We start from the raw sequence: 24,140 nt of genomic DNA, 5'->3' as shown, positions 1-24,140 counted from the left end.
AGCCTTGTATAATGGCAAGGAGAACGCGATCATGTACGGACTCATGCGCGGTGGCGCATCCGCTTATAAGCAAACTATCCGTGAAACGGAAAGTCCAAGGGCTATTGAACGGCGGCTGTTTAGTAAAGTAACGGCGGCGCTGGAAGCCTTGGTGGATGAACAGTCTCCTTTTGCACCTGATGTCATGCGGGACCGCAATAAAGCCCTTGCGGACAATCTGGAATTATGGGGCGTTGTGTTGTTCGAAGCCGCTGACAAAGGCAATGCATTGCCGCAGTCCTTGCGGGCGCAACTAATCGGTTTGGCGCTTTTCGTCGACCGGATTACGCCCGATATTGTGGAGGGAAAGTCATCCTTGGAGCCGCTGATTAACCTCAACCGTTCCATCATCAAAGGTCTTGAAGGAGATGGGGGGAGGGCCCAGTCCGTAGCAGATGCGGCCTTGTCGGTGGCGGGAGGATTCCATGGCGCTTAGATTGCGGCTCAAGCCCTTTGAGAAGGTCATAATCAATGGCTGCGTCGTTACCAACGGCAATCGCCGCAACACCATTACATTGTCGAATTTCGGACATGTGATCAAAAGCAAAGACATTATGCAGCCCGAAGATGTGCGAAGCGATTACGGGAAGTTTTACTTCCTTGTGCAGACACAGCTTATCGAAGCGCAAAAAGGGCATATTCATATCAACGAAATTAACAAGCTTGGGTCACAGCTATATCTGGCTGCGGCCAATGCGGAAGAAAGATCTGCCCTGATGAAAGCGCTTGATTTCATCCATATGGGCGATTTCTACAAAGCCCTGGTTTATATTCGCACTTTGATGGGCGAGGAATGTGTGAACCAAGGCGCGTCCGTCTGTAGCCAAGGGAAAGAAACCGGCAGCGTGTTCACCTACAGCATTGATGGAGACGAGCATGAAACCCATATCTCCGCTGGGGAGCACTCAGCATAATCCTGCCGGGCAAACGGGTTCCTTGATTGATCAACAGGCCGCTGCCTCTCGATCTCAAGGGCGCCAATCCACGGTGGATGCGCAGGCCGTAACTCGTTCGGCGCAGGCCAATGATGTCCGGGACCGCAAGGAAAAGTCCGAACAAGTGCGGATGCGCTTTCGGGATAAAACGCGACTTGTCACCGAGGTTCTGGACGCAGGAACGGGCAAGGTTATCTACGAGATTCCGCCGGGCTTGCGTCCGATGGAACCCGCCTCCGATTTGCTTGGCGACCTTTTGGAAGGCGAGCCTGTCCTTAAAAAAGTGACGAAGCCATGAACAGCACATTTGCTCAATTTTCGCTTGTCAACCGCACGATGGGGCGGCAAGTGGATCTGATGTCTTCGCGGGGCGATGTGCAGCGTGAAATTGAAAATTTCGTAACGGAAATCGCCAATATTTCCAGCGCGGAAGAGCTGGTACAAGATAGCAGGCTGTTACGCTTTACCCTGACGGCCTTTGGCCTTGAAAGCCAGTTTTTCGCCAAGGCCTTGGTGCAGGAAGTGCTTGAAAGCGATCTTTCCGATTCCCGGTCCCTGGCATCGCGCATGACAGATCGCCGGTTTCGGGATCTGGCCGCTGCATTTAATTTTGGTGGCCCCGGTACGCCGAACAATACCACGCTTGAATTTGCGCAAGCGGCCGTTCAGCGGTTTCTTTCAGTAAAGATCGAAGAGGAGCAGGGGCAGCAGAATGAAGGCGTGCAACTTGCCCTGTTCTTTCAGCGCCAAGCGCCAAGAATCAACAGCTATTTCGATATTTTTGCCGATCCGGCGTTGCAAGAAGTGTTTCGGGTCGCTTTGCGTTTGCCACGACAGATTTTTACACAAGACCTTGATCGTCTGGCAGTGAAATTGTCAGAACGCTTCGATCTTGCCAAACTCAAAGATCCGGAAGAATTGGATAAGTTTCTTAAACGGTTCACTATTCTTCACGATTTGGAAAATGGTGGTACAGGGACAGGATTGCCTGGCATCGCGCAAGATCGTTTGAGCCTGTTTCGACCGCTGCCATCTCTTGGTGGGGCTCCGGCAAATGCGCCTGTGTTCATCCCTCCCATTGGCGCGCGTGGGCCATTCGCTTTTTGATTGAATTTTTGCGATGGCATGTGTCGGTGTGCGCTTCATGCCCCATATGACAACAGGATTTGGCTTTGGGCGGGAATATGCCTGCCTTGAAGGCAATCCGCTGTTGTCTCTTATGGATAATGTGTGCACCCAAAGCGGATATTCGCGGATTTTCTCGCTACGAATTGAAGCTTGGGCGCGTCTTGTCCGGACTCTCTGCCTGATGCTTCCGCTGAACAGCCTGATGCGGCTGAAGGATGTGCATGTCAACGAAGATTCTTCCGTTGAACATATAGATCGTCGAATATCTTAGCCAGCGGCCTGAATGGCGATGGCAGCAGGATAGGTTATGCGCGGTTGCGGTCCTTTTCTCGGTTTCCGGCCAATGCGCACACGCCCGGGAGCGGTGTTTTTGGGTAGATCGAATTTGTATCCCCGGCCATAAACCGTTTCGATATAGTGTTGGTTGCCGGTCATATCGGCGATTTTTTTGCGGATTTTGCAGATATAGACGTCGATCACTTTGTCGTGTGGGGCGATCTCTACTGATCCATATACCGCATTATAAACGGATTCTTTGGTGATGACGCGCCCCATATGCCGGGCAAGATACATGAAAATGGCATGTTCCCGGTGGCTGAGTTTAAGCCGTTTTCCACGGACTTCCGGATCGCGACCGTCAAAATAAATGGTCAGATCGCCGGCAGTCATCAGCGTGTTGTTGGCGGCAAATCCACGCCGGTGTATGGCCCGGATTCGAGCGGCCATTTCTTCCCCATTGATCGGTTTGATGACCACATCATCGGCCCCGGCTCCCAATATGGCGGCCGTTGCTCTGGCGTTGCGATGGGGAAGCAAGGGGATGATGGCCGCTTCCAGATTGCTGGCGCGGAGTGATTTGATGATCTCGGGTGTGGAGGCGGTTTCACTTAATAAAATAGCACCATAAGCCTCCAAACCAAGGTCGCAGGGCTGGTTGTGATGAAGTAATTTTTCTTCCATTAAATCGGTGGGGAATTTGGCACGCTCCATGGCCGAAGCAATGGATCGTGCAGCATCTAGATTGGTGTCAAACAGTATCGCTCGCATAAGACCCCCTTTTATCAAGGCATCAGATTAAATGATCTACCGAGACGCGAATGTCGCGGAATCATGTAGTCTAGAATGTATATAAAAGTCATGAAGATGATAAGTAAATATAAATAAATAAATAGAATTGTTAAAAAATTTAAATATAAGAAAAATGCTAATTCATTAAAAATTTATATAAAAATATAATTTTATATCACGATTTAAGAATCCGGAAATATAACGGTTCCGATCATTCTCAGGGGGCTTCCATGTCGCGCCAAAAGAAATTCTTTATCTTGCTGTTTCTTTGTATTTATGCGCCATTGAACGTGCCTGTTATGGCTGCGCAGGTGCGGGTCAAGGATATCGCGAGTTTTGATTCCGTCCGTTATAATCATTTGATCGGCTATGGCCTTGTGGTTGGGCTGGCCGGAACCGGCGACAGGTTAACCAACACCCCTTTTACCGAAGTCAGCATCACCAGCATGTTGCAACGTTTGGGAATTGCACTTCCCGACGACAATTTGCGGACGCGTAATGTTGCCGCCGTGATGGTGACGGCAAATCTTCCTGCTTATGCCCGGAATGGCTCTGCCATCGATGTTTCGGTGTCTGCCATGGGGGATGCGACCGATTTGCGTGGTGGTGTATTGCTTGTGACCCCATTGATGGCGGCAGATGGTGAAGTTTATGCCGTGGCACAGGGGCCGCTTTCTGTATCGGGATTTGCAGCATCGGGGCAGGCGGGCAGTGTAACCAGCGGTGTCCCCACGTCGGCAAGCGTCTCCAATGGCGCCATTGTGGAGCGGGAATTGGGTTTCGATCTGGATGATTTTTCCCGCTTGCGCATGCATTTGCGCAATCCCGATTTCACAACGGCTTTACGGATCGAAGAAGCGATCAACAAAAATTTTGGGGCTCTGCTTGCCAAGGTTGATGATTTGACGACGGTGAATATCACTGTGCCTACGGAATTTCAGGGGCAAGTGGCGCGATTTCTTGCGGAAATCGGTTCCATGGTCATTGAGCCGGACCAAGTGGCGCGTGTGGTTATCGACGAAAATTCCGGGGCGATCGTGATCGGCGCGAATGTCAGGATCAGTGAAGTGGCCGTGACCTTGGGCAGCATTACCATTGAAGTGCAAGAAACGCCGCAAGTCTCACAGCCCGCGCCTTTTGCAGAGCAAGGTGAAACCGTTGTGGTCCCGCGGACGGATATTGCGGTCGACACATCGGAACAACAACGTCTGCAACTTTTGCCGGAAGCGCCAACTCTTCAAGAACTGATCAATGGCCTCAATGCCCTGGGTGTTGGGCCTCGTGGGATTATTTCCGTGCTTCAGGCCATCAAATCGGCTGGTGCCTTACATGCGGAACTGGTTGTGGAATAGGAAAAAATATGAAGATCGTTCCTCTGTCAGTATCTTCGTCTGTCTCTACTAGCCCTTTGGCTCCTCTCGACCCCCAAATGCACCCGTCATCTGCGTCTCTGGGCCCCTTGTCAGCGGTCAATACGCCGGTGCCCGATATGGCAGGGCTGTCTTTTCACGATGCAAAAAGCTGGCAGGTTGCAAAAGAATTCGAAGCTTTGATGCTTGGGGAAATGGTCACTGCCATGTTCAAGGGAATGCCAGAAGACGGCATGTTTTCTGGAGGATTCGGTGAATCTATTTCCCGTGATCTGATGGGGCAGAATTTAGGCGTGGCCTTATCTGAAAGCGGAGGTCTGGGCATTGCCGAAGCTGTCTATGCCGATATTGCGGCGCTTTATTCCGTCAATGCAGGCAAGGAGGTGTGACGGTGAAAAATGTGAAGCTGTTTCTCCGCAAGTTTAAATCATCCGATGCAAAAGATGTGGCGCCTGTTGATCAAGATCGTGATCTGACGGAGAGCGATATCGGGGAGGAGGATGATTCCAAATCGGAAAGCCGGGCCGTTGAAGCCTGTCTGGATGATGTAATGGCGGCAACTGCCGAGATCGAGGCGCGTCTGGAAGCGCGTGATTATGATGCCTTGCCGGTGGTATGTGATGATCAACAACGAGCATTGCACGATCTGTCGCGCATGATCAACGGTTTGTCGGACCCGGATATGGGAGACATTCTTGGTGAAGAGTCACAGGCAGGATCGTCTCTTCTGATAAAGCTCAAAGCATGCAAGGCAAAGGCCAGTGCCTGTGCGGAGACTTTGGCGGCACATAGAGATGCATGCACGCAATTGCATGATCTTTATCTTTCGGTGATGGAAAAAAACCAGGCGGATGGAACATATTCCGCAGATGGACGCTGGCGGCGTCCGGATACCCTGTCGTCCCCGAGGAAAAGCACCAAATTATAGCCGGTGCGCCGATGGTTTTGTCCAGGGTCCGGCTCTGGATCATTTTTAACCTTCCAGATGTGGCAGCCCCCCGTAAAGAGAGATGAGGATGCGCCGTCTATTTTTTAACCGGATTGCACTGGGCATGAGCCTGTTGGCCATGACCGCAGTTTTCCTTGAAACATATATGGGAGCGGGATCAGGCCATGTCGGGGCGCTGTCCTTTGGTTTTCTTATATGGGCTGTCGCGGCTTTCCTGACTATTGTGATTGGCGTTTGTTTGTATTTTCGCCAGATGCTTTATGGTTGGACGGCGGGCATTATTCTGCTGTTCGTCTTGATGGCCTTATGGACGTCCACGACCTCGGACGCAGAGAATATGCTGCCCGCTTTGCCCTTTGGGCTTGTTGTTTTCTGGTCCTGGGGTTTCCGTCTTTTTCAAAGAGTCGAATTTGCGACCAGAAAAGCGTCTCTTCGGCTTTTTTTCTCCCACTTGCTTGGCTTGTCTATTTTCTCCGTGATGGTTTTGCCGCCTTTATGGCTTGGAAAATTGATCGCTTGGTTGCTGGCTTTGCCGTTTTTCGGAGCTGATTATCTTTTGCCCCCACTGCCCGATAGCGCTGCGGTGGCGTTGATTGCTGCTGCGGCATTATTGTTTGCACAAGACCGGTTGCATGATTTGCATGAATATCGGCTTGTGCCATTTGTGGCCGTTACCATTTCTGCATCGGCCATCGCCATTGATCCATTGTCGTCACTCTTCCAATGGCAGCTGATTATTGCGTTTTTTCTGGTTATGAGCGGTTGGCTTCTTTGGTGGCTTGATCGGCGGCATTATGATTTTGAAAGCGGTATTCTCAGTATTTTCGGTTTGCGTGTGCGGCTGAAACAAGCCCCTCATGCCCGCATTGGGGTGTTTCGGATTCTCGATCATGAAACGCACCCGGCGGAAGATGTTCGCCGGGATATGGTGCGCTTTGTCGGGGCACGTTTGTCCCAGGAAGCGGACTATGGTGCGTGCCGACTGGAAGATGGATATTTTGCGGCAGGCTTTGAGGCGGGCAAGGGCACGCACGAAGACGAAGCGCGTCTTTGGGAGCGTGGCCAGTATTTGGCGCAAGAGATACAGAGCTATACTTTTCGCATTCGTCGTCGCAACCGGCCGGAAAACTTGGCCCCCGAAGATCTGGCGAAAAAGCGCGGGCAGTTTTATTTTTTTGGCTCCGAATTGCATATCGTTGTGCGTTGCGAGGCAATTTTAACGTGCTCCGATTTTGATCGCCAGATCGCATCGGGGATAAAAATAAAGGACGGATTTTCCGCACGCATGGCCGATATGGACAGGGTGAAGCAGGCTGGCTTTCATGCGGATGTGCCGCCACCGGGTGGTGAGGGAACAAGCCTTTAAAATTTTAGATTTTCCCCGGCTTTAATTCCGTTGATTTATGCTGGACATCCTTTGTCAAAGGAGCGGAGCAGATGAACGCCAATGGGTCTGTGGATATGCGTGCACCTGTTCTCGGTCAGGGATCGGGGCCAGGTGCTGTTAAAGCGCAAACTTTGGATGAACGTGAAGCCGCAGCAGAGGCGCAGGCGCGGATCGCAGCGGATTTCGATGAAGAGATGGCCGATCAGCAACGTCCCGATCTGTCAGGGCGCAGCACAGAGCAGCCCGCTCCTTTTATTTCGGATGTCGCGCAGATGCCGATCATGCTGTTTGTAAGCGACGCAAACACGGCTGTGTCGGCCGCATCGCAAAAGATTTTGCCGGTGTCTCAATTTGGCGGTGGCGATATCCAGATGCAAACGACCAATGCCGAGCCGGAGCAAACCGCAGATGATTCACCTAAAATGCCTGCAGTAAACGTCTTGGCCGGGGCCGTTCCCGAAGAATCAATAGAGGCAGGCCATGCCCCTTTGTCCAATGATGAGGATGCTTCATCTATAGAGACGTCACAATCTGTACAAATGACCGTCCAAGACCCGACCAGTGGTCGTATTTTGGCAGTCGATGATAATATGGTGGCAGGGGCGCAGCAGGCGCAAAATGTACAAAGGGGTGCGCAAGCTGGGATCGCGCATAATCAGCAGCATAGCATTGCCAGCACCGGAACCCCGGATTCTGCCTTGTCCACGATGGCAGCATCCGGAACGATAGAGGGGGCGTTGGGGACACAAAGGGGCGTGCGGGCTGATAGCGCATCTGTGGAGCTGCGTCGTCTTTCCATCGTGGGAGACAAGGAGTCCGCTCCATCCGTCATATCTGTGTCCGAGGAAGCACAAGGGGTCATATCCCATAAGGACACGGCGTCTTCAGATCTGGCAAATCAGAGCGGGAAGGCTGTGTCGAGCGGTGTTGCGCCCTCCCTGTCTCCCTCTCATATGGTTGGCGACGGAGCCATGAATGGGCCGTTTAATGCCGCGTTTTCCGCGATGTCTGGCACTTCCGGCTTGGCCAATGGCACTATTTTCTCCGCCGCATTCACCAGCGCGGCTGCCGGCACATCGCCCAATCTGGCCCAGCAGATAGCAGCTCAGGCCAATGGAGCCTTGGCCGAAATGCGGATAACGCAACAAGCCGCATCAGTGCGCATATCATTGCATCCATCGGAATTGGGGCAGGTAAATCTTCATCTGTCCATGCGTGAAGGCCGGACAGTGGCGCATTTGATCGTTGATCGACCTGAAACGCTGGAGCTTTTGACAGGCCAGCTACGTCATCTTGAACGGGCCTTGTTCGACCAGTCAGGGCCGCAGTCAGCCTCGCAATCGGAGGCACGCATCGATTTGTCTTTGCGCGATGGGCGGACCGGCCAGGATGCTTTGCCCCAACACAAGGACAATGCACCAGAGTCAAGCGATGGGCGTGAGGGATTTCCCGATAACGCCTTGCTTCAGGATAGCGCGGCAACAGGTGCCAGAGACGGCAATATATGGGCGATGAATGGACATGCGGATGTGCTGCTGTGACGGCCCATAATGTGGATATATTGATTTTGTGAATGACAAAGGGAAAATGGCATGGCTTTTGGCGGGACAACAAGCGTATCGGGCGTGACTGGCAATGCCCTGTCCGGTGATATCGACACCTTTTTGCAATTGCTGACAACACAGCTGCGAAATCAGGATCCGCTTAACCCGGTGGATAACACCGAATTCGTTGCCCAGCTTGCTCAATTCAGCCAAGTGGAACAGCAAATCGATACCAATCAAGGGATTCGGCAGATGCTGGATGTGATGCGCAGCCAATCCTTGCGGGATTCGGTTTCCTTGATGGGGCATCAGGTTGAAATTGCTGTGGATCAAACGGCTCTTACAGCTTCTGGAGCCTCCATTGCCTATCGATTGGACCAACCGGTTGATGGCGTTGATATTCGCATTCTGGATCAGGCAGGCGAGGTCGTTGCGACGATTGCGGCATCAGGCTCCCAGCCCGGATTGCAATCCTTGATATGGGATGGGCGCGGAACGGACGGCGTGCGCGTTCAAGATGGGGTTTATAATATAGAGATCGCTGCCCAACGTGCTGGCGTGGCGCAAAATGTGCAGCCCTTGTTAACCGGCAATGTGGCGCAGGTGCGCATTGGGGACGGGGGGGAAAGCCGCATCGTTCTCGATAGCGGGGCAGAAACGGGTGTGGATCAGCTCGTCCGTATTTCCTCTGTTATTTGAGCCGCTGTTCCAGATCGGTTTTCAGCCAACGGTATTTAGTGTCTCAGCCACGCCCTTGGGGGCGCGGCTGGAACATCAATCGGCTGAAATGTACGGCATCCAGCTTGCTTTCCGGCAGCCGTTCATTGATTTCCTGCACAATCATATTGGCAATGAGATCCGGCTGCTGGGAAGCTGTGACGGAGAGCAAGCCGGCGGACTCTGCCTCCATGAAACTGGCGAGAATTTCATGGTGAAGTCGGGGCAAATTGCGCAGCAAAAAGGTTTCCGCTGCCTGGTCCTTGGTCGATACGCTTAATTCGGCCAAGAGATAGGCTGCCGTCTCGCGTTGTGCATTATAGATTGGCACAACGAATTGCCCGACTTCGATATAGAGACTGTTGGCTGCGGATTCCTGCTGGGCCGTTTTATCGGCTGGAGCGGGCTGTTCGGTTGCAGGATCTTCTTCTGTTATAATCGCCAGATGCCCCACGGCATAGCCGGATGCCGTGGCAAGCAGGAGGCCGATTGTTATTGGTTGAGTCGCATATTTTCGTATCGTCTGCCACATGGGGCTCACTCTTTCACAGGGTTAAAAGGGAAGGACGATATCAAGGAATTCCTGCCCATATCGAGGTCGTTGCACATCCGTAATAACCCCTTTTCCGCCATAGGATAACCGAGCTTCAGCAACCTGATCATAACGGACGGTATTGTCTGTAGCGAGGTCTTCTGGGCGAATGATTCCGGCAATGCGGATTTCCCGTAATTCCGCATTAACGCGGACCTCTTGCCGCCCTGAAATCACAAAATTCCCATTGGGCAATTCTTGTACGATAATAGCCGCAATACGAATGCGAATTTCTTCATCGCGATCAATGGCGCCGGAGCCGCTATGACCGCTGCCGCTATTGAGATCAACGGCTGCGGATGGATCGAAACTGTCGGGGAGGGCGCTATCCAATTCTCCTGGCAGCCCGAAAAAGCCATCCAGACCGAGATTCGATGTGGCCGTGCGGTTTTGCGTGGTGGTGTTCGATAGCTCTGCTTCATCATCAATAGCGATAACCACCGTGAGAAGGTCGCCCACAGATTTGGCCCGCAGATCACGAAAGAATGTTTTTTTGCCGTCTACCCAAAGTGCATTTGGCGGCAAGGATACCTGCTGTTCCGGTGGCAAGGGATAACTCACCACGCGATCATTTTGCCACGCCTGTTCATTGGCGACAGGTGCCAAGGGCGGATCTTCGCCGATGCGGCCAAAGCGTCCATGACAGCCACTTAAGGCAATGGCAGCCAGAATCAGGCTGCCGTATTTAATTGACGATTGTAACCGTTTCATGGCCGGTAATCCTTGCGTCTATGATCTTTCTGCTTTCGATATTCATGATCTTGACGACATCCCCCAAACCGCCGTCTTCAAGTGCCCGCCCTTTGGCCTTGATGGTAAGAGTGGGGGTTGCGAAATGGATATCGACTTCGGAGTTCTTTTCCACCAGAAGGGGTGGGCCCACTTTGCGTGCATCCACGGCGCGACCGGCGGCAAGAACACGACGGGCTTCCTTTCCTATAAGTTGTTGTGCACTTGTGAGGCTTTGGGGAAGAATTTTGCTGCTTTGTAGCTGGGTATGGACCAAATCCTGCGGCGTGATGATTTCGCCGGGATGGATGGTGCGGCCGGGAACCACCAGTTCAACGCGACGGGATACGCGGCCGCTGACGCGAACAGGGTGCGGCTTTGTGGCCAAAAGGGCCGCAAGACGGCCGGTTGCGGGATCAACGCGCAGACTGATGATGTCAGCGCTGGGGGGCACCTTTGTTGCATCAAGTTCGATGACGAGTATCTCATCGTCACTAAGGCGGATCAGATGTTGCCTGTGTATCTCTGCAGCCAGTCTTTGTTCCAGCGTTTGAAGGCTGCCGGGTGCTGCTTTTGTCGGGTTTTGCGCAAAAAGAGCATATGCCACAAGGATGACTGCAAGGACTGGCCACAATCTGTTCGGGCCCGACCTGGCCGTGTCGTGACGGATATAATGTGCAAGATGGCGCATTGGTGCTGTCTGCTCCCATATGGCTTTTGCGTTGTTCTGCTGCGAAGCCGCCATGCGGATCAGCGGAGATTGGTCACTGTGCGCGACATTTCATCGGCGGTTTCAATAACCTTGGAATTCATTTCATAGGCCCGTTGCACGGTAATGAGATTGGTGATTTCCTCGACAATATTGACATTCGAGCCTTCGACGAATCTCTGTCTGATCGTACCGAAGCCTTCTTCACCCGGGATGCCCAATTGTGGATCACCGGACGCGGCGGTTTCCCGGAAGAGATTGTCTCCCAATGCTTCAAGTCCGACTTCATTCAGAAAGGTCACCAATGTGATCTGTCCTTGTGAAACCGGGTCCGTCTGCCCATCCAATTGCGCAAAAACCTCACCGACCTCGTTGATGATGATGTCGGTCGCTTCTTGGGGAATGAAGATGCCCGGATCGATCTGGAAGCCTTCATTGGTGACGATCTGGCCTTCTTCGGAAAGTTGAAAATTACCTGCCCGGCTATAGGCCGTATCGCCATCGGGAAGCGTGACAGCAAAAAAGCCGCGCCCTTCGATTGCAACATCCAAAGGATTGGATGTTTGGATCAGTGCTCCCTGAGCGCCGATACGCGAAACGGCAGATGCTTTCACACCAAGGCCAAGCTGGACACCTGCGGGAATGATGGTTCCGGCATCCGATGAAAAGGCCCCTTGCCGGTTTTCCGTTTGATACATCAGATCGGAAAATTCGGCCCGATTGCGTTTGAAGGCAGTGGTGTTCACATTGGAGATATTATTGGCGATCACTTCCACATTCATTTGCTGCGCCATCATTCCAGTGGCTGCAATTTTAAGCGCTCTCATATGGCTTTTCCTTGGCTATGGTGATCAGACGCGGCGACCGAGGCGGCTAATGGCCTCGCGTTTTAATTCGTCGCCATTTTCGATGAATTCGGCGGCCTGCTGAAAGGCGCGAGACACATCCATCAGCCGGGTCAATTCCATGATCGGCTCCACATTCGATTGTTCGATCGTGCCTTGGACGATCTGGCTATCAATGGCGGGTTGACCGGGAACGGGGCTATCGAAAAGCCCATCGCCTTGCCGCGTCAAAAGCTGTGTTTCGGCAAATTCTACAAGGGCCAAGCGGCCAATCTGTTCATCGAATTCCCCAATTTTTTGCGAAACAACGCCATCCGCGGAAATTTCGATCGCTCCGCCAAGATTGTCGATATTGATCGGGGTTCCGTTAACGTCCAGCACCGGCAGGCCGCCCGCGATGGTTACCAATTGGCCTGCTTCGGAAATGGTCATGCGCCCGTCCCGGGTATAGCGCTCGCCTTGATCGGTTTGCACCGTCAACCAGCCTTCACCGCGAATGGCGACATCCAATGGATTTTGGGTTTCGATCAGCGTTCCTGGCCGTGTGTCGTGATAGCTTGCCTTGTCGATAACAAAAGATACCGGGTCCGCCGCCCCGGCTTGTTCGATTACCGAATCGAACAAGGTGGCCTCGCCGCGAAACGCGACTGTTCCTGCATTGGCAATATTATGAGCCGCAATATCGAATTCGCGGGCCAGCGCCACTTGCCGGGAAAGGCCAACATAAAGGGATGTATCCATTGCCCACACCGCCTTGAACGGCGGCCTCCATCATTTGAACCTCGATTTAATTTATACAGGATAGTTTAAATCCACGTTTCGTTATTGAATGAAGTTGCCGCAGCGAGAAATAGTTATGAAAAATAGATTTAATAAATATCGATCTATTTTTTTATTAAAATTTGATGCAATTGGTATTTCTGTTGGATTTTCGATCATAGCATATATTGCTTTCTTTCTATTGACTGTAGGTGTGGAAGCTATTGCTCAGCCGGTCCCGCGATTGAAGCCGGAATTACATGACAATGATGGGCGGGCTTTTGGTATTTCTACGCAAATTCTAGTGCCGCCTTCCTTCGGTGTGATGCGGGCTTCCTCCTCGAAAGAACAATGGGATGCGCAACCTATTGGGGACTTGTGGTCCGCCTCGGCCATGAATTGCCGCGATCGGGATGCCATGTCGTCCATGCCTTTGCCGAGATGGACGCTGGCGGCGTCCGAAGGAGGGTTCTGGACGGTGAGGAACCGCATGATCGGGCAATTGGCGCAAAGCCGAGGCGAAAACAGATCCGAAAGAAGAAGCAAGGGGGCAAAGCCGGTGACGCTTTTGCGAGATCTGGCAGATCTGATGTTCGCCCATGCATTGCTTCCGGAGACTCTTGCCTTGATTGACGAGCAAAACGAGGCGCAAAGGCAGTCCGGCCTATCCGATGTGGAGGCGACAAGAGCCACCAGAATGGCAAGTGTCGTTTTATCGGGGAGTGGCGCCGAAGATGGTTTGTTGTTGGCCTTGGTAAAAGAGCGGGATCTGGATGCCTGTCTTTGGTCGGCGGTCCGTTTTGCGCTGGCTGGCGGTCCGGTGCCGGGGCATCGATGGTTTGCAGCGGTTTTGCCGCGCTTGAAAGACTATCCCCATTGGGTGGAAGCCCGTGTAACCGCCATTACCGCCGAGGCATTGCTGGAAACCGGTCGGCGCAGTGAGGTGCAAGGCCTGGTCGGTAATTTTGATGCGTCCTTGCCAAGCGATTTTCCGGCGGATCAAACGGCAATCTCTGTCATAAGGGCAAGATTGGCGGAAGAAACCGGGGATTTCAATCGCGCCTTGCAGCTTTATGGGCAAGCTGAAAATGGCGAGGGGGCCGCCGCAATTGATGCCCGCTTGCGGCGTTTGACGCTTGAATGGCGAACAGGGCACCAGTCTTTGGCATCGGTGATTTTGGGGTTGGAACATCTGCGATATGATTGGCATGGTGATGCCACGGCGTGGCAGGTGATGCTGACATTGGCATCGGCCTATCGGGAATATGGCGCGCCGATTGAAAGCGGCTTTGTTCTCTTGTCGCTTCTCGAACAGACCACCGATGATTTATGGCAGCGCGTTGCGCGGGAAGCGCTGAATGAACTGGTGCATGGACTTTTGGTGGTCTCGCAGCAGCAGGCGGATATCGATGAAGCAGAGCTTTTGAGTATCATCGATTTTTCCGAGGCCTCCCGTCCATTTTGGGACCCCGGGCTGATCGGGCGCGATCTTGTGCGCAATTACGGCCGTTTTTTAAGAAATGCCGGTCTTGCTGGCCATGCGGCACGAATGCTGGAGGAGTATCGGGAGACGGTGTCTCCTGCCGAAGCCCGGTCTTTGAGTGCAGATCAAGCCGAAATGTGGATTGCGGCAAGACAGCCGGAGCAGGCCTTGGATGTGCTGACCACATCCAAGGCTTCCATGGATAGACGCCATTTTGGGATATTGCGCGCGAAAGCGCTGCAACAGCTTGGACGCGAAACAGAGGCACGTGCTGAACTGGCAGCACTGGGCGCTCTTGGTTTCGATGTGCCGAAGAGTTTGCTCTGGCTGCTGGGAGACTGGTCGGCTTATGTGGATGAAGGGCGTTCGTCTGACCCCACTCGGGATGAGGTCCGGTATCGCAGATGTCTCTCCCGCTTTCTGCACCGCCAGGAAACCGGAAAAACCACCAGGAATAACGGGCCATCGGCACAAAACTGTGCCGCTATCCCGGCCATCGACAGCCACTGGAAACCACAGGCGCCGGATCAGGGGGGGGCTATTGCGGCATCGCGTCTCCCCGACAGCGCGGCCTTGCACAGGCTTATTGATGATGCCTTGCCGCGTGTCATGACAGGGGGCGGGGGTGATCTGTTTCAAGATCGTGCCATGGCCGCCGGAAATTAGGGCGCAGGACAGAAAGGAAGGGAAGCCATGGCGATGGATATGATCGCTAAAAGGGGTGAAAACCGATGAATATGATTATTGGAGCCGTGGTCGTTCTGGCCAGCGTCCTTGGCGGTTTTGCCGCATTGGGTGGCCATGTGGAATTGCTCTGGCAGCCTTTTGAAATCCTTATTATCGCCGGATCGGCCTTTGGTGCATTTATCATCGGTAATCCGCGGCGGGTGGTGAAAGACACAGGAAAAGCCCTGATGGGGTTGGCTAAAAACTCCAAATATAGCCGCGAAGATTATGTTGAATTGCTGTCTTTACAATTTGCATTGTTCAAGCAGGCAAAAGCCAAGGGCATGATGTCTTTGGAGCGGGATATTGACGACCCGTTTTCATCTGAATTGTTCAATAATTTCCCCGGAGTTCTGCGCAATGAACGGGGTGTTTTGTTCATCACGGATTATCTGCGCCTGATTTCTCTGGGATCGGAGCGGGCGCATGAGTTGGAAGCCTTGATGAATGAGGAAATGGAAACCATGCAAAGGGAACAATCCCAGGCCCCCAAGGCCATGCATAGGGTTGCCGAAAGTTTGCCTGCGCTTGGAATTGTTGCCGCTGTTTTGGGGGTGATCAAGGCAATGGGTGCAATCAATCAACCGCCTGAAATTCTGGGTGGTTTGATCGCCGGGGCCTTGGTGGGAACCTTTATGGGGGTGATGTTGTCTTATGGATTTGCGTCTCCGGTGGCGGTGGTGATCAAGACGCAACGGGAAGAAGACTTGAATTACTTCACCTGTATCAAGGCGGGTCTTCTTGCCTATTTGAATGGATATGCGCCGCAAATATGCGTGGAATATGCGCGGAAGGTCTTGTTTACGGAAATCCGCCCCAGTTTTTACGAAGTGGAAAAAGCCACCATGCTTGCTGTTGCGGTGAATAAAAAAGCCGATGAACAAGCGGCTGCTTGATGTTTGCCCGGCCTAGGGAGGAAGTGTGATGCGCCCCGAAAAAGAAAAACTGATCATTATTCGTCGCGCCAAGCTCTCTGATGATGATGAAGGGGAGCATGACGGGGTGTGGAAAATCGCTTATGCGGATTTTACCACGGCCATGATGGCTTTTTTTCTGGTGCTTTGGCTTGCCACCATCACAACGGAAAGCCAACGCGATGGGCTGACGGATTTTTTCAATCCGGTTTCGGTTTCGCGATCCAATTCCGGCGGTGACGGGGTGTTGAGCGGGCGCTCCACCGATGATCGTGGAGCGTTGACATCCCCCAATGCCAGCGGGACGCAATCCTTGCCTATTTCTGCACCGCCCGTAGAAGCACCGATCGGATCGGAAAAGCGTGCGCCTTATCTGGGCGATGACCTGTCCGTGCCGGAGGGAGTGGAAGCGGCGAGGGATGTGGGAGAAGAGACTCATGAGGCGCTACGCGATTTTAAGATGATTACGGAAACCGGCCTTATGGAAGACCGGAATTTTGAAGAGCTCGAGACGACACTTCTCAATGCGATCAGCCAGGATCAAGAACTGGCCAATTTGATCGCGGCCCTGATGTTTGAACGCACGCCGGAAGGCTTGCGCATCCAGATTAGCGACATGGAAGGTTTTGCCATGTTTGAAACGGCCAGCGCAGAGCCGTCGGAACGCTCTCGCCGTCTTTTGTCTCTGGTCGCGACCGCCTTGATGCGCGTTCCCAATGACATTATTGTCGAGGGCCATACCGATGGCGCGAAATATGCCAACCAAGCCCGTGGGAATTGGGAATTGTCCACCGGCCGCGCCAATGCGGCGCGGCGACTTCTTGAGACGGGCGGGGTGGACAGCAGGCGGATCGCCCGGGTTGAAGGCATGGCGGACCGGGATCCCTTGATTAAGGAGCAGCCACTCGATCCGCGTAATCGCCGCATTGCCATTCAGGTCTTGCGCAGCACCCCTTTGGCCATCGATCTTCTTCCCAGTCTGACAGAAAAATACCGCCGCTGAGACGGGCTTGTCATGGATGGGGATATATTGGTCTTTCATGGGAGGATATGGCAGGAAAAAAGTATAAAATTTTTCTATTTATATAAGAAAAGTAATTATTTTATCAGGGTTTAATTGCCGCAGTCTATGCTTCTTGAAATATTGGAACGTGTTTCTTGAGGAGACTGGAAAATGAGCTTGTCGAGTGCATTGCAGGCCGGTGTGAGTGGTCTTTTGGGACAGTCAACACGGCTTGCCGCCATTTCCGATAATATTGCCAATTCTTCCACGATTGGTTTTAAAAGATCGGATGTGGATTTCACGTCCTTGTTCATTGGCGGCAATGACAGTAGTTTTTCTGCCTCGGGAACCCTTCCCAATGTTCGGACCGATATTTCCCTGAACGGGACAATTACCACCTCCAGCAACAGTACGGATCTTGCGATCAATGGACGCGGGATGTTTGTGGTGACGCCTGCGGTCGATGGCACGGGGGTGGATAATTTCGCACTGACCAGAGCCGGGCAGTTCTCTCCCGATGCAAATGGCTTTTTGCGCAATACGGCAGGACTGTTCTTGCAAGGCTTTGCCCTTAATCCCGACGGGTCTTTCGCAAATGGTGTGCCGAACAGGGACAGCTTTGCCAGCTTGCAGCCGATTAATGTGAATGCGTTCAATAATATTGGCACACCAACAACGAACATTGAATTGCAAGGCAATCTACCGGCCCAATTGACCGGTCCGACGCCGGGCGGACCGTTCGAAACCAGTGTCGAATATTTCTCTGCTCTTGGTGAATCGCGCACCTTGAGTTTGGTCTGGACGCCCGGTGCCGCCAATAGTTACACGGTGGATTTTCTGGATAACGGGGCGCCTTTGGCGCCTCCGATTCCGCCGCAAACCATTAGCTTTAATGATGGCTCGGTGGCTGGCACCATTGCAGGGGCACCGGATTTCAGCGGCGCTCCCTTGATCGATGATGTCACCGGTACCCTCAATTTGACAGTGAATGGCGGGACGCAGACATTGGGCATTTCTTTTGGCGCCAGCAATTCCCTGTCGGGGATTACCCAGTTCGTCGGGGATAATTCCGTGCGTGCTCCCGTTCGGGATGGCACCCCTGCCGGTGAATTGCGCAGTGTCGAGATCGGTGATGACGGGACCGTTTTTGCAGTGTTTGATTCCGGGGCGCGTTTGGCAACTTTTATCATTCCGGTCGCGGATGTCACAAATGTGAACGGGCTGCAACCGGTGGATGGGAATGCCTTTCAATTGAGCCGGGATTCCGGAACCTTTCGTCTGTTCAATCCCGGTGAAGGGCCTGCGGGGGAATTGCGGGCCAATGCCCTTGAAGTCTCCAATGTGGAGATCGCATCGGAAATCACCTCCATCATTGAAACGCAGCGCGCTTATTCTTCCAATGCCACAGTCATTCGGACGGCGGACGAAATGCTGGCAGAAGCCACGCAGTTGAAGCGTTAACGCAATCCGTGATCCGGCCTTGAAGGGAGAATGAGCATGAGCCTTACTCTGGCGCTGTCCAATGCACAATCGGGTTTGCGGTCTGCCCAGCAGCAGATTTCAACTACATCGGTGAATATTGCCAATGCCAGCACGGCGGGCTTTGTCCGCAAGGACAGCACACTGAGTTCACTTGTTCTTGGTGGGGCCGGTTCCGGCGTTGTCACCAGTCAGGAACGCAGTGCCGTCGATGAACGCCTCTTGCGCGATATTCGCCTGGAAGAGGCGCGTTTGGCCGATGCGCAGATACGGTCAGAGGCCTTGTCGCGCTATGCGGAGGTGTTTGGCGATCCTGCACAAGAACGGTCTATCTCTTTTATGATCGAGGGTTTGGCCGATAGCTTCCGCACGCTTTTCGATCAACCGGCCAGCGCCACGGCGCAAAATGCTGTGCTCGATGCAGCCTATGATTTGGTGGGCGGTTTTCAGACCATCCAGGCGGCGATCACCTCGGAAAGGGAAGCCTCCGAACAAGCCATCGGTTTTGCAGTGGAGGAAGCTAATTTAGCTCTGAACCGTGTGGAAGATCTTAACCGGTCTATCAGGCGCGCACAGGCGGTGGGGGAAGACGCAAGTGATTTGCGGGATGAACGGGATCGGCAAATATCGGCTTTGTCTCAGATTGTCGGTATTCGCAGTTTTGAACGCGAAGACGGCGAAATGGTGGTTCTTAGCAGCGAAGGCGTGACATTGGTGGATGGGCGGGCGCGGCAAATTGATTTTACCGCTGCCAGTTTTGTCGATCCGTCTGTCACATTGGGCACAGGTCTTAGCGGTTTAAGTGTTGAAGGGACGGATATAACGCCGGGCGGTGGTGGGGCCATGGCCGTTGGAAGCGGAAAATTGGCGGGACTGTTTACGCTCAGGGATACCGTGTTCCCGGACTTTCAAGCGCAGGTGGATGGTCTGGCCAGTGGGGTGTTGGTGCAGTTTCAAAATGCCGATGCCTCGCTCCCGCCCGGTGGAGCTGGGTTGTTCACCGATGCGAGTGCAGTTCATGACCCTCTCGCTTTCGCTGCCGGGCTTGCGGGGCGTATCGCGGTGAATGATGGACAAGTGGACCCGGCCGCTGGCGGCGTTTTATCCCGTTTGCGCGATGGTGTTGCTGCGGCGACCCCAGGAGACAGTGCCGACAGCACGCAAGTGGCGGCCTTTCTGGACGGACTGACAGGCACGGCCAGCTTTCCGCCGGGGACAGGGTTGAGTGCCAGTGATTCGCTTCTTGGTTTTTCCGCTCTTATGATGGATGCACAGCAATCGATGCGGGTAAATGCGGATGGGGAAGTGGCCAGTCGCAGCATTGTCCGTGATACGCTGACGCTGCGTTTTGTGGATCAAACTGGTGTTAATGTGGATGCGGAAGCACAACGCTTGTTGGTGATCGAGCAGGCTTTTTCTGCGAATGCCCGTGTCGTTGCGGCGGTTCAAACGATGTTCGATGAATTGAACAGGATCAGATAGGGGACGTCTTATGGCAATGATTACGCCGTCAACGCTTGGTGCCCAGCTTCGAGCTGCCAATCAGGTGCGTAACCTGGAGGGGGACGTTGCCCGCTTTCAGGAGGCATCCGTTACGGGGCGCAAAACCGATCTTGCCTCGGAAGGGCCGGGTGTCTTGGCCACCTTGACGGATTTGCGGGCGCGCTTTTCGCGGATTGAGGCGGACCGCCAGTCTATTGATCTGTTCCAAAGCCGCGCAGATTTGAAACAGCAGGCGATGCAGTCTCTCGATGCGCCTTTGACGCAGGTCGTCACCATTGCCGCAACGGGACTGGACGACCTGAATGAAACTGTCCGGGCCAGCCTGCAAAATGCGGCGCGGGGGGCTTTGGATGAAGTGGTGGCGGCACTGAATGTCAGTGATGGAAGCCGCTTTTTGTTCAGCGGTGTTGCGGGGGACCGCTCTCCATTGCAGGATTTTGCCACGGTAAACCCTGCTACAGGATTTTCCCCCAAAGACGTGATCGATGCGGCCATTCTTGCCAATCCGCCCGTTGATGCGGCGTCGGCCACGACGTTTCTGGCGAGCCTGGATGATATCTTCAATGATGTCGGACCAGCGGGGCAGAATTTTGAAGAGACATTCTATAATGGTGCGCCAAGCGGTAGCCCGCGGGTCGAGGCGCGTCTTGCCGATGATGTGACGGTGTCGATGGGAATGGATGCCAATGATGGAGCGGTGCGCGACATCATCAAGGGACTGGCGGTTTTTGCCAGCTTTGATCCGGCAGGTCTTGCCCCGGATGCCTATAGGACCATCATGCAAGGGGCCTTTGACAGCCTGACCTCTGGTCTTGATGATTTGCGAGTGGCTCAAAGCCAATTGGGGAACGATCAACGGTTGGCCGCAAATATCAGCACCCGCAATGACGCACTGTCCGGCCTGATTAACGAGCGGGTCGTGACACTGGAATCTGCAGATCCGTTTGAAACACAGATCCGGTTGCAAGGACTGATCGGTCAGCTGGAAACGGCATTCACCTTGACATCGCGTATTGCCAATCTCTCTTTGATCAATTTCTTGCGCTGATGCTGTCGTATATGTTGATCGACAAAGGCTCGCAGATGTGGGCTTTTTTTTCGGCCCCGGTCTTCGCTGTTGTACCCAGTTTTAGCTATTGGATTTGAAATTGCTCATAACCTGCGCCGGGGCGGGGGCCAAAGCCGTTTCTATGGGCGGCTGGTCCGTCGGGCTTTTGGGCTTTTTGTTGTCATGTCCCAAGCTGTCTTCATGGGGCGGCTTTTGTGTGAAATCGATGATCTTTGCCAATTGTTCGAAGGTCGATATGTCTTCGCCTTGGTCATTGCTTTGCTGGCTGAGAAAGGCATCGATTTGCGGATAAAGCGCGATGGCACGATCCAGTTCAGGATCGTTGCCCGGTTGATAAGCACCGAGCTTGATCAGTTCTTCCCGTTCTTCATAGACGGCGATCCATTTGCGTGCCTGGCGATATACCGCATATTCCCAATCGCTATGGCAATCGGGCAGCATGCGCGACAGGCTTTTGAGAATATCAACGGCTGGAAAGCGTCCGCGTTCCGCAATGGAGCGCGACAGGATGACATGGCCATCCAAAATCCCGCGGACGGCATCGGCGATCGGTTCATTATGGTCATCGCCATCCACCAGAACTGTATAAATTCCGGTGATATCGCCTTGTTGTCGGGTGCCTGGGCCGGCCCGTTCCAAAAGCCGGGGCAGTTCTGAAAATACCGAGGGAGGATAGCCTTTTGCCGTGGGCGGCTCCATGGCCGCGAGGCCAATTTCCCGTAATGCCATGGCAAAGCGGGTTACACTATCCATCATGCACAAAACCTGCCGTCCGCGTTTGCGCTGATCTTCTGCAAGAGCCAAGGTAAGATAGCTGGCCTGACGGCGCATCAGAGGACTTTCGTCCGATGTTGCCGCCACAATGATGGACCGTGAAAGCCCGTGCTTGCCCAAATTCGAGACAAACTCCCGAACTTCGCGCCCCCGCTCTCCAATCAGGCCGATGACTGTGACACGACTTTCGGAATTTCGTGCCAGCATGGAGAGCAAGGTGGACTTTCCAACGCCGGACCCGGCGAAAATGCCAAGCCTTTGTCCCCGACATAAGGGGGTGAACACGTCGACGGCGCGAATTCCTGTATGGAGCCTTTGCCCCACCGGCTTGCGGTCCAGCGCCGGAGGCGGCGTTCCCCGCACGGGCAGAGTGAATTCCCCTTGCGGTAATGGGCCAAGACCATCGATGGGTTGACCCAATCCATTGACAATACGACCCAGCCATCCGTCGCTGGGCCGGACACTGAAATAAACCCCGTCAAAATAGACGGGAGCACCATGGCCGATGCCGCCCAATTCTCCCAGCGGCATGATAATGGTTTCGCCATCACGAAAGCCGATCACCTCAGAGGGCAGCTTTGATCCGTCGCGCCTTATAACCGTGCAGATATCGCCAACGGCAAGCTGTGTGTCCAAACCTGCAACAATCAAGGTACGGCCAATGGTTGAAACCACCGTTCCCCGCCATCGCGGTCCGGGCAAGGCGCGAACTGCCGAAGTGAATTCGTCGAATATTTTCATATAATTTTATTTAGGTTTTTTCTCACGATTACTTTGCCGTCTGACCAGTTTGTCACCACCATTTGAAAATCAGGTAAACATATAAAATTGTTGCTTTTAAATAGCCCTTAAAATCAAGCCGACATACTGCAGGAAAGCGTTCAAGGAGGGTCGTTTTATGCTGTTGGACGGTATTGAAGTGGTTACGCTGTCAAAAATGCGTCTTTCTTATTTGGAAGAGCGCCATCAGCTTGTGGCTCAAAATGTTGCGAATGCCGATACGCCGGGCTTCAAGATGCAGGATCTGAAGCCTTTCGACGCTGTTATCGACCGCAATTTCGGGCGCCATATGGCGGCGGTGCGTACCGATCCCGGTCATCTTATGCCGGTCTCGGGCGAGCAGAAATTTGCAACCGACCGTCGGGCTGATGGCTGGGAGCGCGCGCCAAGCGGCAACAGCGTTTTGCTGGAACAGGAAATGATGAAAGCCACCGAAATTTCCGGTGCTTATGAAATGACCAATCTGGTTTTAGGCAAAACATCCGAAATGATGCGCACAGCCATGAGCTTCCGCGCCTGACCCTGAGGATTTGGGGCAAGCGCTTTCAATAAGGGAAAACGAGTGATGGATCCACTTGCAGCAACGATGAAAATCGCCGCCCATGGGCTGGAAGCGCAAAGCATGCGCTTGCGGGTTGTGTCTGAAAATATCGCCAATGCCGGATCAACGGCAGACGCTCCGGGCGGTGATCCCTATCGGCGTAAAACGGTTGTTTTTGATAGCGTGCTTGATCGGGCATCCGGAGCCGAGATGGTGACAATTCGCAATGTGGGTGTTGACCGGTCGGATTTCCGCGAGCTGTACAGCCCCGGCCACCCCGCCGCAGATGAAGAGGGTATTTTGCGCATGCCCAATGTGGAGCCTTTGATCGAAATGTCGGATATGCGGGAAGCCTCGCGCAGCTATCAGGCCAATCTGAATGTGATTGAGCAGGCGCGGACAATGCTTATGAGCACAGTGGATCTTTTGCGCCGCGCCTGATGAGCGGCACGGAATGAAACAAAGATACAGCTAGAAAGAAATTCAGTCATGGTGACAGGCATTTTCCCCGTTGGACAAGCTGCCGGGGCGTATCGCATCGGGCAGGATATGGGGCTTGACGGTCCCGGTTCGATCGAACGTGTCAAAGAGGGCGATTTCGAAGCCTTCATGAAGGCCGGTGTTGCGGACGCTGTTGCCACGGTGCGTGAAAGTGAAGCGGTAACCTCGGCCGCGATGCGCGGCAAGGCCAGTGTCCGCGAAGTGGTGCAATCGGTGATGGCAGCGGATCTGACCGTTCAGTCGGTGGTTGCAGTGCGGGATCGGCTGGTAAGCGCTTATCAGGAAATCCTGCGAATGCCGATCTAGGCGCGCAGCGCAGGAGAGCACTGTGAATGAGGCCGATGTAATCACGGTTATCCGCGAAGGGCTTTGGGCTGGTTTGATGGCGGTAGGTCCGGCACTTATTGCGGCTTTGCTTTCGGGGCTGGCCATTGCCTTCTTTCAGGCCCTGACGCAGATACAGGAAATTACCCTGACTTTTGTGCCGAAGATATTTGCCATCTTCTTCACGGTGCTTTTGTCACTCCCTTATATGTATCAGGTGATGTCGCAATATACGGAATTCCTCGTTGACCTGATGATTCACGGATATTGAG

27 protein-coding genes are annotated in these 24,140 nt (G+C 53.5%); 20 read left to right on the top strand and 7 right to left on the bottom strand.

What is annotated here, in order from left to right; genetic code table 11:
- Window positions 1–31: 31 nt before the first annotated feature.
- Genes IEX96_RS11975 through IEX96_RS11960 form a run of 4 tightly spaced genes read left to right on the top strand, consistent with a single transcriptional unit; the run spans window position 32 to window position 2,081 of the window.
- Window positions 32–475: a flagellar biosynthesis regulator FlaF gene (locus IEX96_RS11975; protein WP_150006253.1), complete on the top strand. Its 444-nt coding sequence runs from the start codon at window positions 32–34 to the stop codon at window positions 473–475.
- Window positions 465–953, top strand: coding sequence for a flagellar biosynthesis repressor FlbT (locus tag IEX96_RS11970; protein WP_188873991.1), 489 nt, complete (start codon window positions 465–467; stop codon window positions 951–953). The genes IEX96_RS11975 and IEX96_RS11970 overlap by 11 nt, the downstream gene beginning before the upstream one ends.
- On the top strand, window positions 916–1,272 hold the full coding sequence (locus IEX96_RS11965; RefSeq protein ID WP_150006255.1) for a flagellar protein FlaG: 357 nt from the start codon (window positions 916–918) through the stop codon (window positions 1,270–1,272). Before IEX96_RS11970 ends, IEX96_RS11965 begins: the two co-directional genes overlap by 38 nt.
- Window positions 1,269–2,081 carry a DUF1217 domain-containing protein gene (locus IEX96_RS11960; protein ID WP_150006256.1) on the top strand — a complete coding sequence of 271 codons (813 nt, stop codon included), beginning with the start codon at window positions 1,269–1,271 and terminating at the stop codon, window positions 2,079–2,081. The genes IEX96_RS11965 and IEX96_RS11960 overlap by 4 nt, the downstream gene beginning before the upstream one ends.
- A 288-nt stretch (window positions 2,082–2,369) precedes the next feature.
- On the opposite strand, the gene IEX96_RS11955 is transcribed toward IEX96_RS11960, so the two are convergent.
- Window positions 2,370–3,149 carry a response regulator transcription factor gene (locus tag IEX96_RS11955; protein ID WP_150006257.1) on the bottom strand — a complete coding sequence of 260 codons (780 nt, stop codon included), beginning with the start codon at window positions 3,147–3,149 and terminating at the stop codon, window positions 2,370–2,372.
- Between the two features lie 251 nt (window positions 3,150–3,400).
- Between IEX96_RS11955 and IEX96_RS11950 the strand changes: the two genes are divergently transcribed.
- The 6 genes from IEX96_RS11950 (at window position 3,401) to IEX96_RS11925 (ending at window position 9,119) form a co-directional block, all read left to right on the top strand.
- Window positions 3,401–4,522 (top strand): flagellar basal body P-ring protein FlgI, encoded by a 1,122-nt coding sequence (locus IEX96_RS11950; protein WP_150006258.1) that lies wholly within the window; start codon window positions 3,401–3,403, stop codon window positions 4,520–4,522.
- A gap of 8 nt (window positions 4,523–4,530) precedes the next feature.
- Window positions 4,531–4,929, top strand: coding sequence for a rod-binding protein (locus IEX96_RS11945; RefSeq protein WP_150006259.1), 399 nt, complete (start codon window positions 4,531–4,533; stop codon window positions 4,927–4,929).
- A 2-nt stretch (window positions 4,930–4,931) separates the two neighbouring features.
- Window positions 4,932–5,468 carry a hypothetical protein gene (locus tag IEX96_RS11940; protein ID WP_150006260.1) on the top strand — a complete coding sequence of 179 codons (537 nt, stop codon included), beginning with the start codon at window positions 4,932–4,934 and terminating at the stop codon, window positions 5,466–5,468.
- A gap of 88 nt (window positions 5,469–5,556) precedes the next feature.
- Window positions 5,557–6,855, top strand: a complete 1,299-nt coding sequence (locus IEX96_RS11935) for a hypothetical protein (RefSeq protein ID WP_150006261.1) — start codon at window positions 5,557–5,559, stop codon at window positions 6,853–6,855.
- 71 nt (window positions 6,856–6,926) lie between these two features.
- Complete coding sequence (locus IEX96_RS11930) at window positions 6,927–8,417, top strand: flagellar hook-length control protein FliK (protein ID WP_188873990.1); 1,491 nt, start codon at window positions 6,927–6,929, stop codon at window positions 8,415–8,417.
- A 51-nt stretch (window positions 8,418–8,468) separates the two neighbouring features.
- Entirely contained in the window at window positions 8,469–9,119 is a 651-nt protein-coding gene (locus IEX96_RS11925; protein WP_150006264.1) for a flagellar hook assembly protein FlgD, read from the top strand.
- A gap of 43 nt (window positions 9,120–9,162) precedes the next feature.
- Here the strand turns inward: IEX96_RS11925 and IEX96_RS11920 are convergent, their stop codons facing one another.
- The 5 genes from IEX96_RS11920 to flgF all read right to left on the bottom strand — a co-directional run bounded on the left by IEX96_RS11920 (window position 9,163) and on the right by flgF (window position 12,753).
- Entirely contained in the window at window positions 9,163–9,669 is a 507-nt protein-coding gene (locus IEX96_RS11920; RefSeq protein WP_150006265.1) for a flagellar basal body-associated FliL family protein, read from the bottom strand.
- 21 nt (window positions 9,670–9,690) lie between these two features.
- Window positions 9,691–10,440 (bottom strand): flagellar basal body L-ring protein FlgH, encoded by a 750-nt coding sequence (gene flgH, locus IEX96_RS11915; RefSeq protein ID WP_150006266.1) that lies wholly within the window; start codon window positions 10,438–10,440, stop codon window positions 9,691–9,693.
- On the bottom strand, window positions 10,415–11,065 hold the full coding sequence (flgA, locus tag IEX96_RS11910; RefSeq protein ID WP_188873989.1) for a flagellar basal body P-ring formation chaperone FlgA: 651 nt from the start codon (window positions 11,063–11,065) through the stop codon (window positions 10,415–10,417). The genes flgH and flgA overlap by 26 nt, the downstream gene beginning before the upstream one ends.
- Before the next feature lie 143 nt (window positions 11,066–11,208).
- Window positions 11,209–11,994 carry a flagellar basal-body rod protein FlgG gene (gene flgG / locus IEX96_RS11905; RefSeq protein WP_150006268.1) on the bottom strand — a complete coding sequence of 262 codons (786 nt, stop codon included), beginning with the start codon at window positions 11,992–11,994 and terminating at the stop codon, window positions 11,209–11,211.
- Between the two features lie 24 nt (window positions 11,995–12,018).
- Window positions 12,019–12,753, bottom strand: coding sequence for a flagellar basal-body rod protein FlgF (flgF, locus tag IEX96_RS11900; RefSeq protein WP_150006269.1), 735 nt, complete (start codon window positions 12,751–12,753; stop codon window positions 12,019–12,021).
- A gap of 232 nt (window positions 12,754–12,985) precedes the next feature.
- Between flgF and IEX96_RS11895 the strand changes: the two genes are divergently transcribed.
- The 6 genes from IEX96_RS11895 to IEX96_RS11870 all read left to right on the top strand — a co-directional run bounded on the left by IEX96_RS11895 (window position 12,986) and on the right by IEX96_RS11870 (window position 20,927).
- Window positions 12,986–14,920 (top strand): hypothetical protein, encoded by a 1,935-nt coding sequence (locus IEX96_RS11895; RefSeq protein WP_188873988.1) that lies wholly within the window; start codon window positions 12,986–12,988, stop codon window positions 14,918–14,920.
- 65 nt (window positions 14,921–14,985) lie between these two features.
- Window positions 14,986–15,876 carry a flagellar motor stator protein MotA gene (gene motA / locus IEX96_RS11890; RefSeq protein ID WP_150006272.1) on the top strand — a complete coding sequence of 297 codons (891 nt, stop codon included), beginning with the start codon at window positions 14,986–14,988 and terminating at the stop codon, window positions 15,874–15,876.
- Between the two features lie 28 nt (window positions 15,877–15,904).
- Window positions 15,905–16,897, top strand: coding sequence for a flagellar motor protein MotB (locus tag IEX96_RS11885; RefSeq protein ID WP_150006273.1), 993 nt, complete (start codon window positions 15,905–15,907; stop codon window positions 16,895–16,897).
- A gap of 171 nt (window positions 16,898–17,068) precedes the next feature.
- A complete protein-coding gene (locus IEX96_RS11880; protein ID WP_150006274.1) occupies window positions 17,069–18,358 on the top strand; it encodes a flagellar hook protein FlgE in 1,290 nt (429 codons plus the stop codon).
- A gap of 36 nt (window positions 18,359–18,394) precedes the next feature.
- Entirely contained in the window at window positions 18,395–19,858 is a 1,464-nt protein-coding gene (flgK, locus tag IEX96_RS11875) for a flagellar hook-associated protein FlgK (RefSeq protein ID WP_188873987.1), read from the top strand.
- 10 nt (window positions 19,859–19,868) lie between these two features.
- A complete protein-coding gene (locus tag IEX96_RS11870) occupies window positions 19,869–20,927 on the top strand; it encodes a flagellin family protein (protein ID WP_150006276.1) in 1,059 nt (352 codons plus the stop codon).
- Between the two features lie 81 nt (window positions 20,928–21,008).
- Here IEX96_RS11870 and IEX96_RS11865 read toward each other — a convergent pair whose 3' ends face one another.
- Window positions 21,009–22,463, bottom strand: a complete 1,455-nt coding sequence (locus IEX96_RS11865) for a FliI/YscN family ATPase (protein WP_150006277.1) — start codon at window positions 22,461–22,463, stop codon at window positions 21,009–21,011.
- 157 nt (window positions 22,464–22,620) lie between these two features.
- On the opposite strand from IEX96_RS11865, the gene flgB reads away from it, so the two are divergent.
- Genes flgB through fliQ form a run of 4 tightly spaced genes read left to right on the top strand, consistent with a single transcriptional unit; the run spans window position 22,621 to window position 24,139 of the window.
- On the top strand, window positions 22,621–23,022 hold the full coding sequence (gene flgB, locus IEX96_RS11860) for a flagellar basal body rod protein FlgB (RefSeq protein ID WP_150006278.1): 402 nt from the start codon (window positions 22,621–22,623) through the stop codon (window positions 23,020–23,022).
- A 45-nt stretch (window positions 23,023–23,067) separates the two neighbouring features.
- Window positions 23,068–23,484, top strand: coding sequence for a flagellar basal body rod protein FlgC (flgC, locus tag IEX96_RS11855; protein ID WP_150006296.1), 417 nt, complete (start codon window positions 23,068–23,070; stop codon window positions 23,482–23,484).
- 48 nt (window positions 23,485–23,532) lie between these two features.
- Window positions 23,533–23,850, top strand: coding sequence for a flagellar hook-basal body complex protein FliE (gene fliE / locus IEX96_RS11850; RefSeq protein WP_150006279.1), 318 nt, complete (start codon window positions 23,533–23,535; stop codon window positions 23,848–23,850).
- 22 nt (window positions 23,851–23,872) lie between these two features.
- Entirely contained in the window at window positions 23,873–24,139 is a 267-nt protein-coding gene (gene fliQ / locus IEX96_RS11845; protein WP_150006280.1) for a flagellar biosynthesis protein FliQ, read from the top strand.
- Window position 24,140: the final 1 nt, after the last annotated feature.

Source organism: Iodidimonas muriae (genome assembly GCF_014647255.1).
Classification (GTDB): domain Bacteria; phylum Pseudomonadota; class Alphaproteobacteria; order Sphingomonadales; family Rhodothalassiaceae; genus Iodidimonas; species Iodidimonas muriae.
Note: the sequence above shows the minus strand (reverse complement) of the source record. Positions and strands in the feature narration are given on the sequence as shown.

Coding starts and splice junctions, on each gene's coding strand:
- IEX96_RS11975 (WP_150006253.1), top strand. CDS start 32: ATGTACGGACTCATGCGCGGTGGCGCATCCGCTTATAAGCAAACTATC.
- IEX96_RS11970 (WP_188873991.1), top strand. CDS start 465: ATGGCGCTTAGATTGCGGCTCAAGCCCTTTGAGAAGGTCATAATCAAT.
- IEX96_RS11965 (WP_150006255.1), top strand. CDS start 916: ATGAAACCCATATCTCCGCTGGGGAGCACTCAGCATAATCCTGCCGGG.
- IEX96_RS11960 (WP_150006256.1), top strand. CDS start 1,269: ATGAACAGCACATTTGCTCAATTTTCGCTTGTCAACCGCACGATGGGG.
- IEX96_RS11955 (WP_150006257.1), bottom strand. CDS start 3,149: ATGCGAGCGATACTGTTTGACACCAATCTAGATGCTGCACGATCCATT.
- IEX96_RS11950 (WP_150006258.1), top strand. CDS start 3,401: ATGTCGCGCCAAAAGAAATTCTTTATCTTGCTGTTTCTTTGTATTTAT.
- IEX96_RS11945 (WP_150006259.1), top strand. CDS start 4,531: ATGAAGATCGTTCCTCTGTCAGTATCTTCGTCTGTCTCTACTAGCCCT.
- IEX96_RS11935 (WP_150006261.1), top strand. CDS start 5,557: ATGCGCCGTCTATTTTTTAACCGGATTGCACTGGGCATGAGCCTGTTG.
- IEX96_RS11930 (WP_188873990.1), top strand. CDS start 6,927: ATGAACGCCAATGGGTCTGTGGATATGCGTGCACCTGTTCTCGGTCAG.
- IEX96_RS11925 (WP_150006264.1), top strand. CDS start 8,469: ATGGCTTTTGGCGGGACAACAAGCGTATCGGGCGTGACTGGCAATGCC.
- IEX96_RS11920 (WP_150006265.1), bottom strand. CDS start 9,669: ATGTGGCAGACGATACGAAAATATGCGACTCAACCAATAACAATCGGC.
- flgH (WP_150006266.1), bottom strand. CDS start 10,440: ATGAAACGGTTACAATCGTCAATTAAATACGGCAGCCTGATTCTGGCT.
- flgG (WP_150006268.1), bottom strand. CDS start 11,994: ATGAGAGCGCTTAAAATTGCAGCCACTGGAATGATGGCGCAGCAAATG.
- flgF (WP_150006269.1), bottom strand. CDS start 12,753: ATGGATACATCCCTTTATGTTGGCCTTTCCCGGCAAGTGGCGCTGGCC.
- motA (WP_150006272.1), top strand. CDS start 14,986: ATGAATATGATTATTGGAGCCGTGGTCGTTCTGGCCAGCGTCCTTGGC.
- IEX96_RS11885 (WP_150006273.1), top strand. CDS start 15,905: ATGCGCCCCGAAAAAGAAAAACTGATCATTATTCGTCGCGCCAAGCTC.
- IEX96_RS11880 (WP_150006274.1), top strand. CDS start 17,069: ATGAGCTTGTCGAGTGCATTGCAGGCCGGTGTGAGTGGTCTTTTGGGA.
- flgK (WP_188873987.1), top strand. CDS start 18,395: ATGAGCCTTACTCTGGCGCTGTCCAATGCACAATCGGGTTTGCGGTCT.
- IEX96_RS11870 (WP_150006276.1), top strand. CDS start 19,869: ATGGCAATGATTACGCCGTCAACGCTTGGTGCCCAGCTTCGAGCTGCC.
- IEX96_RS11865 (WP_150006277.1), bottom strand. CDS start 22,463: ATGAAAATATTCGACGAATTCACTTCGGCAGTTCGCGCCTTGCCCGGA.
- flgB (WP_150006278.1), top strand. CDS start 22,621: ATGCTGTTGGACGGTATTGAAGTGGTTACGCTGTCAAAAATGCGTCTT.
- flgC (WP_150006296.1), top strand. CDS start 23,068: ATGGATCCACTTGCAGCAACGATGAAAATCGCCGCCCATGGGCTGGAA.
- fliE (WP_150006279.1), top strand. CDS start 23,533: ATGGTGACAGGCATTTTCCCCGTTGGACAAGCTGCCGGGGCGTATCGC.